The sequence below is a fragment of the Terriglobales bacterium genome, assembly GCA_035561515.1.
Lineage (GTDB): Bacteria > Acidobacteriota > Terriglobia > Terriglobales > Acidobacteriaceae > DATMXP01.
The window spans coordinates 96,716-109,960 of record DATMXP010000054.1; the positions used below are offsets into that span (position 1 = coordinate 96,716).

The 13,245-nt window shown below is 57.5% G+C and carries 12 protein-coding genes; 5 read left to right on the forward strand and 7 right to left on the reverse strand.

Annotated elements, in window-relative coordinates; genetic code table 11:
- Positions 1–2 precede the first annotated feature (2 nt).
- Positions 3–1,517, reverse strand: a complete 1,515-nt coding sequence (locus VN577_23640; GenBank protein ID HWR17842.1) for a hypothetical protein — start codon at positions 1,515–1,517, stop codon at positions 3–5.
- 166 nt (positions 1,518–1,683) lie between these two features.
- Between VN577_23640 and VN577_23645 the strand changes: the two genes are divergently transcribed.
- Positions 1,684–2,508, forward strand: coding sequence for an SDR family NAD(P)-dependent oxidoreductase (locus VN577_23645; protein ID HWR17843.1), 825 nt, complete (start codon positions 1,684–1,686; stop codon positions 2,506–2,508).
- Here VN577_23645 and VN577_23650 read toward each other — a convergent pair whose 3' ends face one another.
- Entirely contained in the window at positions 2,509–2,820 is a 312-nt protein-coding gene (locus tag VN577_23650; protein HWR17844.1) for a tetratricopeptide repeat protein, read from the reverse strand.
- A 71-nt stretch (positions 2,821–2,891) separates the two neighbouring features.
- Between VN577_23650 and VN577_23655 the strand changes: the two genes are divergently transcribed.
- Together VN577_23655 and VN577_23660 are read left to right on the forward strand one after the other, a co-directional pair.
- The gene (locus VN577_23655; GenBank protein HWR17845.1) at positions 2,892–3,314 is read left to right on the forward strand and encodes a hypothetical protein; all 423 of its coding nucleotides are present in this window, start codon (positions 2,892–2,894) and stop codon (positions 3,312–3,314) included.
- Positions 3,307–3,807, forward strand: coding sequence for an acyl-CoA thioesterase (locus VN577_23660; protein ID HWR17846.1), 501 nt, complete (start codon positions 3,307–3,309; stop codon positions 3,805–3,807). Before VN577_23655 ends, VN577_23660 begins: the two co-directional genes overlap by 8 nt.
- Before the next feature lie 63 nt (positions 3,808–3,870).
- Here VN577_23660 and VN577_23665 read toward each other — a convergent pair whose 3' ends face one another.
- The 5 genes from VN577_23665 to VN577_23685 all read right to left on the reverse strand — a co-directional run bounded on the left by VN577_23665 (position 3,871) and on the right by VN577_23685 (position 9,995).
- Entirely contained in the window at positions 3,871–5,670 is a 1,800-nt protein-coding gene (locus tag VN577_23665) for a methylmalonyl-CoA mutase family protein (protein ID HWR17847.1), read from the reverse strand.
- A 70-nt stretch (positions 5,671–5,740) separates the two neighbouring features.
- A complete protein-coding gene (locus VN577_23670) occupies positions 5,741–6,271 on the reverse strand; it encodes a DinB family protein (protein ID HWR17848.1) in 531 nt (176 codons plus the stop codon).
- An 82-nt stretch (positions 6,272–6,353) separates the two neighbouring features.
- Positions 6,354–6,830, reverse strand: coding sequence for a hypothetical protein (locus tag VN577_23675; GenBank protein HWR17849.1), 477 nt, complete (start codon positions 6,828–6,830; stop codon positions 6,354–6,356).
- A 121-nt stretch (positions 6,831–6,951) separates the two neighbouring features.
- A complete protein-coding gene (locus VN577_23680; GenBank protein ID HWR17850.1) occupies positions 6,952–7,710 on the reverse strand; it encodes a glycosyltransferase family 2 protein in 759 nt (252 codons plus the stop codon).
- 272 nt (positions 7,711–7,982) lie between these two features.
- Positions 7,983–9,995: a TolC family protein gene (locus tag VN577_23685; GenBank protein ID HWR17851.1), complete on the reverse strand. Its 2,013-nt coding sequence runs from the start codon at positions 9,993–9,995 to the stop codon at positions 7,983–7,985.
- A 248-nt stretch (positions 9,996–10,243) separates the two neighbouring features.
- On the opposite strand from VN577_23685, the gene truA reads away from it, so the two are divergent.
- Both truA and VN577_23695 read left to right on the forward strand, forming a co-directional pair.
- On the forward strand, positions 10,244–11,026 hold the full coding sequence (gene truA / locus VN577_23690; protein ID HWR17852.1) for a tRNA pseudouridine(38-40) synthase TruA: 783 nt from the start codon (positions 10,244–10,246) through the stop codon (positions 11,024–11,026).
- A gap of 15 nt (positions 11,027–11,041) precedes the next feature.
- Positions 11,042–12,613: an aldehyde dehydrogenase family protein gene (locus tag VN577_23695; protein ID HWR17853.1), complete on the forward strand. Its 1,572-nt coding sequence runs from the start codon at positions 11,042–11,044 to the stop codon at positions 12,611–12,613.
- Positions 12,614–13,245 lie beyond the last annotated feature (632 nt).

Genomic DNA, 13,245 nt, shown 5'->3' on the forward strand with positions numbered 1-13,245 from the left:
GACTAGTTGTAGCCTCGCTTGTTGCGGAACGGGAGTTCATCGCGATACCGTTCACGGTCTCGAGTGTCGCGTTCCGGTTGCCGTGCCTGGGGTTGGCGTTCTCCGGCGGAGAAGACTCGCTCTTCATTGCGGCCAATCCGCTTGTGCGCGTGCAGGCCTTCAAGGACGAACTCAGCCGCCGATACCTGTATCTCCGCAGGATCCTTGGCGTGGATCCCGAGTGTGCCGAGTTTCTCGTTCAGCCCCTGAATGTCCCTCAACGTTTTCGCCAGCTCAGCAGCAGAGGCCGTGTCCGACATCTGGATGTTCCCGCCGAGGTCGAACCACTGGATGACCTGCTGCATATTCACACCGTGGAAATACTGATCGTAGGTCCCGGCGATAGCGGCGCGAATCAATTCACGCGCGACCGTGTCGGCACCCTTTACTTCGCCCTCGTACTCGAGTTCCAACTTCCCGGTGATGGCGGGCATGGCGGCATAGATGTCGCCCATGCGCGGCACCACGCGGTTCTCGCCATTGCGTAACGCTCGCCGCTCGGCGTTGGAAATCACGTTCTCCAGGCATGAAATCGGAAGCCGCTGACTCACACCGGAGCGCTTGTCGATTCGCTTGTCGTCGCGGGCGCAGAAGGCGATTCGCTCGATCACTTCCGCCACGTACTTCGGAATACTCAACTCGTGCCCGTTGCGTTGTGCCCACGCTTCCTGTGCAGTGATGGAGATTCCTTCCTCCACCGTCGCTGGGTAATGCGTACGAATCTCCGAACCAATACGGTCCTTCAACGGCGTGATGATCTTGCCGCGAGCCGTGTAGTCTTCCGGGTTGGCGCTGAATACCAGGGCGACATCCAACGGCAGACGCACCGGATAGCCCTTAATCTGCACGTCGCCTTCCTGCATGATGTTGAACAGGCCGACCTGGATCTTTCCGGCGAGATCGGGAAGCTCGTTGATGGCGAAGATCCCGCGGTTGGCGCGAGGCAGCAGGCCGTAGTGCACTGTCATCTCGCTCGAGAGTTCGTGGCCGCCCTTCGCCGCTTTGATCGGATCGATGTCGCCGATCAGGTCGGCGATGGTCACGTCCGGTGTAGCCAATTTTTCTACGTAGCGGTCGTCCGCCGAGAGATACGCAATCTTTGTTGCGTCTCCGCACTTGGCAATCAGCTCGCGGCAACGCCGGCAGATCGGTTCGTAAGGATTGTCGTGGATCTCGCATCCCTCTATGTAGGGCGTGGCTTCATCGAGAAGGGAAGTCAGGGCTCGCAGGATCCGGCTCTTCGCCTGTCCGCGCAAGCCTAGCAGGATGAAGTTATGCCGCGAGAGGATTGCATTAACGATCTGTGGAATTACCGTATCTTCGTAACCGACGATTCCGGGGAAGACGTTCTCACCTTTTTCGCGCAATCTTGCGATCAGGTTCTCACGCATCTCGTCTTTCACACGGCGGGAGCGCAGGCGGGACTCAGAAAACAATTCGCTTTGGCGAAGTTCGCCAAGCGTCCGGGGATAACTCATAAGGCCGGGGACCTCACCCACTTTGATGCGATTCTACCCCATGTAGCACCTGAAAAGAGATGCCGCCGGTCCCTGAAAGTGCACGAATTACCGCGGAAAGACCGGCTCATGTTTTCTTCACAGGCGAAGCCTTGACTTCATCCTTCATACCTAATACAAGCAGCCCATGCGACTTGCAGGGAAAGTAGCTGTAATTACCGGAGCCTCCATGGGTATTGGGGAGGCGATTGCCAGGCTTTTTGTTGAAGAAGGAGCCCGGGTGGTCCTCAGCTCCCGTGACGAGGCCCGTGTTGAGGCTGCTCGGCAACGGATCGGGCATCAGGATCGGACGCTTGGACTGTTCTGTGACGTCCGCAACCGCGAGGACCTCGAACGTCTCATGAGCCTCACGCTGCATAACTTCGGCGGCCGGGTGGATATCTGGGTCAACAATGCGGGTTATGGTCTTGCCGATTCCATCGAGATGATGGACATGGACGCTTGCCGTGCCATGTTCGATACCAACCTCTATGGCGCGATTCAGGGAATGCAGGTCGCAATCCCCGTCATGGTCAGGCAGGCCTCGGGAACCATCATCAATATCTCCAGCGTCGCCGGACACATTCCCGTTCCCTACAAAGGCGCCTACAGTGCGACGAAGTTCGCCCTCAACGCGATCGGCAAGGCGGCCCGGGTGGAACTGCACGGGAGCGGCGTAAACGTGCTCACGGTCTGTCCGGGTTACATCGCTACCAACTTCTCGAAAAATGTGGTGCGTGGGCGCGAACGCAAACATCTCGGTCCGTCGGTTCGAAAGGGACCGTCGCCAGACGTGGTAGCCCTCGCTACTCTCGACGGGTACCTGAAAGGGAAGCGCGAGGTCGTGGTTCCCCGGCGTGACGGGTGGATCGTTAAGGCCTACCAGATTTGGCCGGGCGCAATTGAGCGCGCGATGCGGAAAATGATCTACGCCGGCGAGGAAGTCACAGTCGAAAAGGCAGCGGGAAAGTAGCTAAAACTCCAGTTCATCGAGAAATGCCTGCATTTCACTTTCGGCGTGACGATTGCCCGTCCTACCGGCGGCGGTGATCCCCTGCTGAAGCATGGCCTTGGCCTCATCGGTGCGTTCGGCCTTCGCGAGCGCCTGCGCCGCCATGAAGTAAGCGTTGGCGTAATCGGGATTGACGGCCAGAAGCTTCTTGAACTCCGCTACTGAAGAATCCACGTCACCTTTGTTGGAGTACTCCATCGCCAGGCCGTAGCGGGCGAGTTGATTGTTGGGGTCCTGGGTAAGTAAGTCCTTCAGCATCTCCATCCGGTCCATAGGCAGCTCATTCTAATTCAGGCGAAGCATCGAGAGAATCCACAGGCTGGAATGAGTAGAATCATGGATTCATGCCTTGTCCCTTTTTCATTCCACTGGAGCGCTTCGACGACGCTGGATGGGCGCATCCTCTTCGACTGCCGCTTGGCGCTGGGTTTCGAGGCTCGTGTTGTGCGCCCGGAGCGGAAGGCTATCAACCGACCGACGAGGAACTGAAGTCGGGCTGCAATCTCGGTTATGCCCGCACTTGCCCTCGGCTGCCACACGATCGCGACGCCGATGCAGTTCGCTTCTCGGTCCAACGCGAGCGAGACGGCCAGATTTCAATCTGTTATGTTTCAGAGTTGGACTATCTGCCGGCAGAGCACGGCATGTTGCATTACCAGGTTGCGGAACGGCGCTGGGTTCAACCCGCGCGCAATGTTCGCATCATGCCTTTGGCAGAATGTTTTCTGAACTCGTATTTGGATAGGAAAGGGAAGAACCATGGCTGAAGCCACCTTTGAGACGACGGGCAGGCCTGTACGCGAATCGCAATCGGAAATGTCGGAGGTTGTGCTTCCCAATGACGCCAACCCTCTCGGGGCGTTGCTTGGCGGACGCCTGATGCACTGGATCGACCTTGCAGGCGCGTTGTCGGCGCACCGTCACGCCAAGAGCTACGTGGTAACGGCGTCCATCGATCATCTGGATTTCCTTACCCCCGTCCACGTTGGTGATCTCGTGATCCTTCGTTCGACCGTGAACCGGGCGTTTCACACTTCCATGGAAGTTGGCGTGAAGGCTTTTGTGGAGAACTACATCACCGGCGAACGACGGGTCGTAAGCACAGCCTATCTCACCTTCGTTGCCGTCGATCGCCACGGCCGCCGTCGGGCTGTGCCCCCGGTGATTCCCGAGACCGACGAGGAAAAGCGCCGTTTTGAGGACGCCGGCCGGCGTCGCGAGCACCGCGTGGCAGAACGTGCCCGCAAGGCGCCGGCTTAGATCGCTCACACAGCAAAAAGGCGCGAGCTTTTCGGCCCGCGCCTTTCATTTTGCCCGGTGAAACTAGGTGATGCTTGTCTCCTCGTAGGTTCCGTACACCTGCCGGAGTGCGTCGCAGATTTCGCCCACTGTGGCGTACGCGCGAACTGCCTCGATGATGTAAGGCATGGTGTTCGCGTCGGAGATGCTGCCGTCGGCCTTCACCTTTGGTTCCTGGGCAGCAGCTTTCTTCAGGGCCTCCAGACGGCGTTGAACCTCTTCGTTCGAACGACGCGCCTTCAAGGCTTTCAGCTTGTCCATCTGCTGATGACGCACGGTCTCGTCGATGTAGAGGATCTGCGGCGGTTCCTCTTCAATTGTGAACTCGTTAGCACCGACGATGACTTTCTCGCGGGCTTCGGCGGCGCGCTGGAACTGATAGCTGGCCTCGGCGATCTCTTTCTGCGGATATCCGCGTTCGATGGCCTTCACCATCCCGCCCATTGCGTCGAGCTTCTCGAAGTAGTCGAAGGCGCCCTTTTCCATATCCAGCGTCTGCCGTTCCACGAAGTACGAGCCCGCCAGCGGATCGATGGTATTCACCACGCCGGTTTCATAGGCGACGATCTGTTGTGTACGCAGCGCAATGCGGACGGCGTCTGCGGTCGGTAGCGCGAGCGCTTCGTCGTACGAATCCGTATGCAGCGACTGCGTTCCGCCGAGCACGGCCGCGAGCGCCTGGATCGCGACACGCGCGATGTTGTTCATCGGCTGCTGTGCCGTAAGTGACACGCCGGCAGTCTGGGTGTGGAATCGCATCAGCCACGTGCGTGCCTGCTTCGCGCCGAAGCGGTCCTTCATCAGGCGATACCAGATCTTCCGGGCGGCACGATATTTCGCGATCTCTTCAAAGAAGTCGTTATGAGCGTTGAAGAAGAAGCTCAGGCGCGGACCAAATTCGTCGACATCCAGTCCCCGGCGGCGCGCCCATTCCACATACTCGACACCGTCGTAGATGGTGAACGCGAGTTCCTGGAGTGCCGTCGATCCGGCTTCGCGGATGTGGTATCCGCTGATCGAGATGGTGTTAAAGCGCGGCGTGAACTTCGAGCCGAATTCAAAGGTATCGATCACGAGGCGCATCGACGGCGCAGGCGGGTAGATGTACTCCTTCTGCGCAATGTATTCCTTGAGGATGTCGTTCTGGATAGTGCCGGAGACCTTCTTCCAGTCAGCCCCCTGTTTTTCGGCGACCACCAGGTACATCGCCCAGAGGATCGAGGCGGGCGAGTTGATGGTCATCGAAACGGTCGTCTTCTCCAGGTCGATTCCGGAGAAGAGAATTTCCATGTCCTCCAGAGAATCAATCGCAACGCCGCACTTGCCGACTTCGCCTTCGCTGAAGAAGTGATCGGAGTCGTAACCCATCAGGGTAGGGAGGTCGAACGCCACCGAAAGACCGCCGCCTCCGTGTGCGAGCAGATACTTATAGCGCTCGTTCGTCTCCTCGGGAGAGGCGAACCCCGAGAACTGGCGCATGGTAAACAGCTTGCCGCGATACCCTGACGCGTGAATGCCGCGGGTATACGGGGGCTGTCCCGGGTATCCGAGATACTGGTCGTAGTTCCAGTCCTCCGGCAAGTCGGCCTCGGTGTAAAGACGGCGGATCGGCACGTTGGAGATGGTGCTGAAGCGGGCATTTCCGTTCTCGTCGAGGTTGGTGCCGGTGGGGGCGCCAATCGGCTTCTCCGGTGACTTCTCGAGCAATGGAGCTAACGTTCGTTCGGCCCACTGACGTTCTGATTCCGAAGGCTGGCGGCCTTCGAAAACGTCCTGAATGGCCGACTCACGGACCTGCTTATTGTCTGAATTTTTAGGAGCCATAAGTGCGGGTTATATAACCCTAGATCATAAGAGATGCCCGTTTCATGAGCAAGGAGGCGCGATTTTGCGACTACCGCCCCGTCCCGGTACTCGCCGGCTTTCCCAGCAATCCTTCGATCTGGCGTAAGTGATTGATATCGTGCCCGGCTGCGAGTTTCACGATAGCCTCCACCGTCTCCTTGCCTCGCTCCGAGTGCATTCCGTATTTGTTCCACTCTGCCTGTGACAGCGACTCGTACAGGCGGAGATTGTTCTCCCGGGCGGCGGTGAACGCCGCAAGCGTGGGCTCAAGTTCGCGCGAGTTATACCGGAACGCCTGTTGCCAGCGATCCTGGTCGAACGCAGGAATCGGCACGCCGTCTTCTGCTCCGAGAACCACCCGCACGCGATACCCCAGCACGATCTCCACATCTGACAGATGCGCCACCTGCTCCATGGCCGACCACTTGTTCGGCTCAGGACGTCTGCGCAACTCCGCATCCGCCACAGCCGTTGTGAGCTGCCGAAGCAGTGTCGGAGTGGCCTTAAGAACCTGTAAGAAGTCTTTGCCTTCCAGATACGACGTCAGTCGAGCGATGTACTGCTGGGCGGTCTCTTGCATAAAAATGCCTCGACACGAGCCTACCAGATGAGGCGCGTTCGAGGCATTCGATGGGACAGGCGACCTTATTGACGGTGCCGCTTTACACCGCGTGCATCACCTTGTGTTCATGCGTCTGCTCTTCGAACTGGTGTGCTTCCCAGTAGCCAAGTGACGCATAGTACAGCGCCTTGTCATAAAACTGGGCGATGAGTTGAAGCAGTTCAAATTCGCTGCGCAACTGTATTCCCGAGTCCTCCACCACCTCGGATTCCAGGAACTCCCAGAGCGTCTGCTTGGTAAGTAGCAGGCCCCACATGAAGTCATGGAACGGCACGCCCTGCTCGAAGCGGCGCTTTCCGAGATTCGTATAGGTCAAGAAAATGTCGTGCTCTGTTTTGTCATTCAGCCAATCCGAAAGGTTCTTGTACACCTCGTGGACACGGTTCTGAAGCTCCGCGTGAGGTACAAGCTTTCTCAGTTCGGCACATTTACTGCTGGTTTCAACCTTGTGTATGAGTGCTCGGGCAAGTTGGTCGGAGTGGGTCTCGATCAGGCGAACGAGTTTCAGGGCGATCATGGCGCCTCCTGCAACAGACCACCGATTGCCCTCATTCTCGTCCGAGGCGAAACGCTTCGCAGTGACGCCGAACACGTGGCTTTGGCCACTCCGGATTGCCCGGCTCACATACCCGGATCATTTACAACTGCTTCTCGCGCGACATCTCCCACGCCTTCGAGTATTTCCAGGACACATACACCGCGTGATACATGTGCAACAGCAGCCCTTCCCGCCCGTCCAGGAATCCCAGTCGCACGAAATAGTTGTAGATGAACGTGAACACCGGCCGCAGCACGATGTCGATAAAGCTGAATCCGCGCGGACGTTTCCCGACCACCTTCTTCGCACCAAGCGATGAATATCGGTTCATGTGATCGAGATACAGCGTCAGCGTCGGGTAGGTGTAATGAATCATGGGGTTCTTTGTGCGAACCACCGGACGCCCACTCTTCAACTCGTACCGATCATGCGGATCATGTCCCGTCGAGTATCCATCCCCGCAGCGGAAGAGCCTCAACTTTGGATCGGGATAGAAGCCGCCGAAGCGCATCCAGCGTCCCATGAACAGGTTCTTTCGTGGAATCGCATACCCCTGATCAAGGTTTGCGGCCACGGCCTTCCGCACTTCTTCGGCCAGACCCGGCGTAACCTCTTCGTCTGCATCCAGCGCCAGTACCCAATCCTGCGTACAGAACTCGAGCACGTAATTTTTCTGCGCGACGTACCCGCGCCAGGGTTCATGAATGACCTTGGCTCCGTATTCTCGGGCGATGTCACAGGTCCGGTCTGTTGAGCCGGAGTCCATCAACACGATCTCATCGGCCCAGCGGACCGCCTCAAGCGTCCGCGCAATATTCTTTTCTTCGTTATGCGCCACGATGGCGACGGAGAGACCCATAAGGATTGTTCCGCGATGAAGGCGCATTATCTCACACGAAGATTCATCGTCGCCGCGACCGCACGCACCTCATCGTGACTCATCACACAACGAAAAAGGAGAGGCATTGGCCTCTCCCGTTGAGGGTTGGATCTTTGGTTCTGGCGTTGTGAACGCCTGTTTGGATTGCCGCAAAGAGTATCGCAATACGATGTATCAGTAAAGCGGGATTTCATGTTCCAGAAAAAGAAAATGCCCGGAGCCGAAGCCCCGGGCTCGAAATGCAAACTTGCTTATTTGTTCGGTTGCTGCTGAGGAACCGGCTGTTGACCCGGCACATTGGTGTTGGGAACCACACCCGGCATCTGCGGCGTTCTTTTGACGTTGCCGCTTTCGGCGTCGACGATGTCGATTCCGTAATTGGTAAGCGTCATGCCGGTGGCGCGGTCAAGGTCCACTCGCGACTTCTCGTAAGCGGCCATCGCCGAAACCAGCCCCGATTGTGACTGCGTCAGGTCGCGCTGTGCTTGCAGCACCAACGTGTTCGTCGACGCCCCGAGCGCATACTTCTTCTGCTCGGCGTCAAGGCTCTCGCGGGCCAGGTCCACGGCCTTGCGGGCGGCTTCCACCCGGGCGCGGTTCTGGGTCAGCGTGAACTGAGAGTTGCGAACGTCAATGCGGATCTGGTTCTGCTGTTGCTGCAAACGCATCTGCGCCTGCTGCAGTTCCAGTTCGCTTCGCACCTGGTCAGCTTGTGCCGCACGGTTGCGGATCGGGATCTGGATGTTCAATCCAATGCCCTTATCCGGCGCGATACTTTCAAACAAGTTGCCGAAAGTGCCGCCGTAGCTGATCGGGTAAGTGACATTCGGAGTGGCCGTACCACCCAGGCCAGAGAAATTCGGATTGATGTTGCCGCCGACTGACGAAGCGCCGTAGTAGGCAAACACGTCAACGCTTGGCAGTAATCCGTTGCGGACCGCCTTGTTGCTGATTTGCCGGTTCTGAAGGTCGATACGCGAGCTAGCCAACTCGGGACGGTGCGCCAGTGCGTCGTTGATCAGGTCTTCCGTTGGAACCACCTGCTCGACGGCTGGAATCGACATCGTGTCCGTCGGGATCACCGGGGCGCCGGCCAGCGTTGCATCCGTCAGGTTGCGGCTGATTGCGTTCTTCATCAGCAACTGCTGCAACTGGAGGTTGGTCTGAGAAACGATCAGGTCCTGATTGCGGGCCGCAAGTTCGGACTGTGCGCGCACAATCTCGATCGGAGCCAGGGTCCCGATTTCAACCTGCTTCTGGTTGTCGGCCAGCGTCTTTTCCGCCAGCGCAACGGACTCCTGTTTCACCTTGACGTCTTCATACGCGTTGACCAGGTCCCAGTAGATATTCTGGATCTGGACAACCGTCGAAATGATCTGCTGACGGAAGGCGATGTCCGAAATCTCGCGGTTGTTCTTCGCGATGCGGATGTTGCGCGTGTTCAAGTTCCAGCCGAGTCCCTGCAACAGGCGCTGCGAGACGGTGGCGCGGAAGTTGCTGGCGAGTTGAGGAGTCAGATAGTTAAAAGAGCTGTTGGTTGACGTGCGGGTATTGTTGAAGCCCACTGATAACGACGTGCCCGTGGCAAACCCCTGGTTGTACGAGAAGTTGCCAGTTCCGGTGTGCTGACGAACGATAGGCACACCGGTGAACGGGTTCGTCGATTGGCTGCCGCTTTGTCCCACGGAAAGCGTGCCGCTCAGACTTGGGTCGAACGATGGCAAAGAGGGGCCGCCGCCGAGGGTCGAGGATACGATGCCGCTGGAACCAGCGCCCGCGCCGCCCGCACCCGTGCTCGTGCCGCCTGCGCCGCCGCCCGTTGCCCCCGATCCGATATTGCCTACGCCGCCGCCGGGAGTGCCCGATACCACGCCGGTATTAACGCCGCGCAACGATGCTCCCGCCTTCGAACGAAGGATGTCCGTGTCGGCGATGGAGAGGTTGAAACGCGCAATCGCGATATCCAGGTTGTTCTCGAGCGCAAGGGCAATTGCATCCGATAACGAGATGTAGATCTTGCCGTCGCGAACGGCCTGGTCGATGCGCGGGCTATTGGAAAAGTTCGGCGGCGGCACTTCCCGTGCCGTGAACGGAGCTATGAAATTGAAGATATGGGATTTCGGCTTGCTGTAATCTTCCGCCGAGTACGCATGACCCGAACTGGTTTTCTGTTGAGTTGCATTGCTGGTTTGCGCCTGCGCAAGACCGGCGAGCGCCAAAACCATGCCAAGAGCTGAAAACAAACTACGACCCAAGAAGCGCATTCGCTCTTCTCCAAATAAAAATACTTCTCTAAGACTGCCCAAATCCCAATTCGTCAACCGTTGATACGCAAACTGCCGCCGGATTGTTCAAGAAATCTGCTGGAATTCTTCCGCAGTGAGCTTGAATTTGGGTTTAGGAAACAAATTAGTATATCTGACGGACCAAGTCGTTAACGGCCATTGTTGTTTGGGTTGCAAATTGAGAACACCCGCGTCAACGCCGGAAGTTGCGGCACAGGAACGTGAATTTGGCACGTAATTTCAAATTGGAACTCGCCTACGACGGAACCGACTTCTCCGGATGGCAGGTCCAGCCCGGTCGAAGCACCGTGCAGGGCGCTCTCGCGGGCGCTATCGAGCGCGTCACCCGCGAACAAGTTACCGTCCATGGTTCGGGACGAACCGACGCCGGTGTTCATGCATTGGGACAGGTGTCGGCATTCCTCTCCGAGTCGCCCATTCCGCCCTCCAACCTCGCCATCGCTCTGAATGATGCCCTTCCATCCACCATTCGAGTTACCTCCGCCGAAGTCGTTTCCATGGATTTCCATCCGCGCAAGTGTGCGCGAGCCAAAACTTATCGTTATCGGATTTATCGCGAGGCGGTCTGTTCACCTTTCGTGGCGCGCTACGTCTATCACCACCCCTGGCCTCTCGATGAAGTTGCCATGATCAACAGCGCCAGGCAGGTTGAGGGTGAATTCGACTTTACCTCCTTCGCTGCGGTGGACCCCGATCGCGCCCGGCGGATCGCCGAAGCCAATGACGATGACGAAGACGCTCCTTCGAATATCCGCACCATTTTTTCCTCAACCTTCAGGCGCCAAGGAGACGAGTTGATCTACGAGGTCCGTGGCACAGGCTTTTTGCACCACATGGTGCGGAATCTCGTAGGCACGTTTCTTTTGGTCGGAAAGGGATCGCTGCTAGCAACCGACATTCCTTCGATCCTCGCCGCGCGCGAGAGGTCCGCCAACCCCGGCGCCACGGCTCCGGCAAGCGGACTTGTGCTGGTCAATGTAGAGTATTAGCCGCAAGGAAGTGTCATGAATCCCCAGACTGACCTCGCGCAGTCCGTTCTGATTTCGCGCAATCCAGCGGATGGTACGGTCGTCGGAGAATTGCCCGTTGCGACTGCGGTGCACGTACGGGAAGCCGTCGCCCGTGCGCGGGTTGCGCAACCAGCCTGGCAGCGCATCGGAGTTCGCCGCCGCCTTCAGATTTTGCAGCGCTTTCAAGGTCTGTTGTTGAAGCGTAAGAAAGAAGTCGCTGAGCTGATTGCCCGCGAAGCCGGAAAGCCCGTCGCTGAAGCGATTACGTCGGAAGTCCTGGTTGTGCTCGATGTCGTTCGCTTTCTGCGTCGCTATGCGTATCGCGCGCTCCGCCCGGAACCCGTCCCGCACGGGAACCTCATCCTCAAAGCCAAGCATGGACGCATCATTCGCGAGCCGTTTGGGGTCATCGGCATTCTTGCGCCTTGGAATTACCCATTTTCTACTCCGGCGGTTGAGTCCCTCGCGGCGCTGGCTGCCGGAAATGCTGTAGTGCTCAAACCCTCGGAGTTCACGCCGATGGTCGCCGTCGAACTTGGGCGTCTGTTGCACGAGGCTGGCGTCCCCGCAGACGTTTTCTCAATCGTCATCGGTGAGGGCGCCACTGGCGCGGCTCTCGTCGAAGCCGACGTAGACAAAATCATCTTCACCGGAAGTGTCGCGACCGGAAGACGCGTGGCAGAAAGTGCGGCACGGCGTTTGATTCCGGTAGTGCTCGAACTCGGCGGCAAAGACGCCATGCTCGTTTTCGACGACGTGGACATAGATGTCGTCGCCAGCGGAGCCGTTTGGGGTGCTTTCATGAACGCCGGTCAAACGTGTCTTTCGGTGGAGCGTTGCTATGTGCAGCGGGGCATCTACGAAAGGTTCGTCCAGGCTTGCGTGGATAAAGCTTCAAGGATGCGCGTCGGGCCTGCTTCAGATCCGGCCTGCGATATGGGTCCCATGATCCATGAACGGCAGTTGTTGATTGTGGAAGAGCATGTCCGCGATGCGGTCGAGAGGGGCGCCACGATTCGGTTCGGAGGCAAGCTGATTCCCGAACTGGGGCTCAACTTTTACGCTCCCACCATACTCACCGGCGTGACGCCTGATATGCGCGTCGTTCGCGAAGAAACCTTCGGCCCGGTATTGCCGATCATCGCCTTCGATTCCGAGGAAGACGCCGTACGCATGGCAAATGATTCGGAGTTCGGGCTCGCCGCCAGCGTCTGGACTCGTGACCGTGCGCGGGGTGAACGCGTTGCAGCGAAACTCCAGGCCGGCACAGTTCTTATCAATGATGTGCTGAGCGGGTTTGGCGTCTCCGAGGCGCCACACGGCGGAGTTAAGTCCAGCGGCATTGGACGCACGCATGGGCTTGTGGGTCTTGAGGAGATGGTGCGTCCGAAGTTTATCGACGCTGACTTGATCCCTGGGATCAAGAAATCCTGGTGGTATGGCTATGGCCCGCGATTCCGAGACCAGATGTACGCTTTCGCCGATATGGTATTCGCCCGTGGTTGGTTGACGCGCATATCGGGCACTCTCAAATCGACCGGAGCGTTGTTTCGTAAGATGCCCTGAATTCCTGAATCGGGAATTCGGGTGTCAAGTGGGTCGGCGCTCCCGTTTTCCCGCAAGTTCCTGATTTAACGGCAAATATAAATCTCAGAATGTTGGCATGATGCCCCAGCCCAATTGCTATTCTGAATTTGTAGTTGGTTTTCGTTCTTTGTCATTCGAGTTCTGAGGCGCAGCCGAAGAACCCCTGTACTTGTTTTTTGGGGGTTGTCATTCTGAGGCGCAGCCGAAGAACCTCTGTAGTTTGGGTTTTGTCATTCTGAGCCTGACGCTGAAACAAGGAGAGGTTTTACCGACGACCGACAACCGAAAACTGACGGCCAGATACAACAGATTGTGCTACTCGCAAGTGCTTTAGAATCAAATCTATAGCCTAACTAGCTGTAAAATCATCTACTTACAAGTCCTTTGTTTTCATAGTCCGTCGTGCAAGTGCTTTGTTTTCTCACTTGGAGGGGGTAGGGGGTACCCCAGGCTGCAACTCGGCCAAATACAACAGCTTGTGGTTGCGATTGATATGACAAATTTTGTGATTAAAAGATCTAAGTAGCTTTGTTTGCAACGCAAATTGAGAGATACTCCGGGGTATCTCGTTGATTCCATTAGAAGCACAGGGGGGGAGGGTGAACTCCAGG

Bases quoted from the DNA above. Each gene is read 5' to 3' on its own strand.
- VN577_23640 (HWR17842.1), bottom strand. From the start codon at position 1,517: ATGAGTTATCCCCGGACGCTTGGCGAACTTCGCCAAAGCGAATTGTTT.
- VN577_23645 (HWR17843.1), top strand. From the start codon at position 1,684: ATGCGACTTGCAGGGAAAGTAGCTGTAATTACCGGAGCCTCCATGGGT.
- VN577_23650 (HWR17844.1), bottom strand. From the start codon at position 2,820: ATGGACCGGATGGAGATGCTGAAGGACTTACTTACCCAGGACCCCAAC.
- VN577_23655 (HWR17845.1), top strand. From the start codon at position 2,892: ATGCCTTGTCCCTTTTTCATTCCACTGGAGCGCTTCGACGACGCTGGA.
- VN577_23660 (HWR17846.1), top strand. From the start codon at position 3,307: ATGGCTGAAGCCACCTTTGAGACGACGGGCAGGCCTGTACGCGAATCG.
- VN577_23665 (HWR17847.1), bottom strand. From the start codon at position 5,670: ATGGCTCCTAAAAATTCAGACAATAAGCAGGTCCGTGAGTCGGCCATT.
- VN577_23670 (HWR17848.1), bottom strand. From the start codon at position 6,271: ATGCAAGAGACCGCCCAGCAGTACATCGCTCGACTGACGTCGTATCTG.
- VN577_23675 (HWR17849.1), bottom strand. From the start codon at position 6,830: ATGATCGCCCTGAAACTCGTTCGCCTGATCGAGACCCACTCCGACCAA.
- VN577_23680 (HWR17850.1), bottom strand. From the start codon at position 7,710: ATGGGTCTCTCCGTCGCCATCGTGGCGCATAACGAAGAAAAGAATATT.
- VN577_23685 (HWR17851.1), bottom strand. From the start codon at position 9,995: ATGCGCTTCTTGGGTCGTAGTTTGTTTTCAGCTCTTGGCATGGTTTTG.
- VN577_23695 (HWR17853.1), top strand. From the start codon at position 11,042: ATGAATCCCCAGACTGACCTCGCGCAGTCCGTTCTGATTTCGCGCAAT.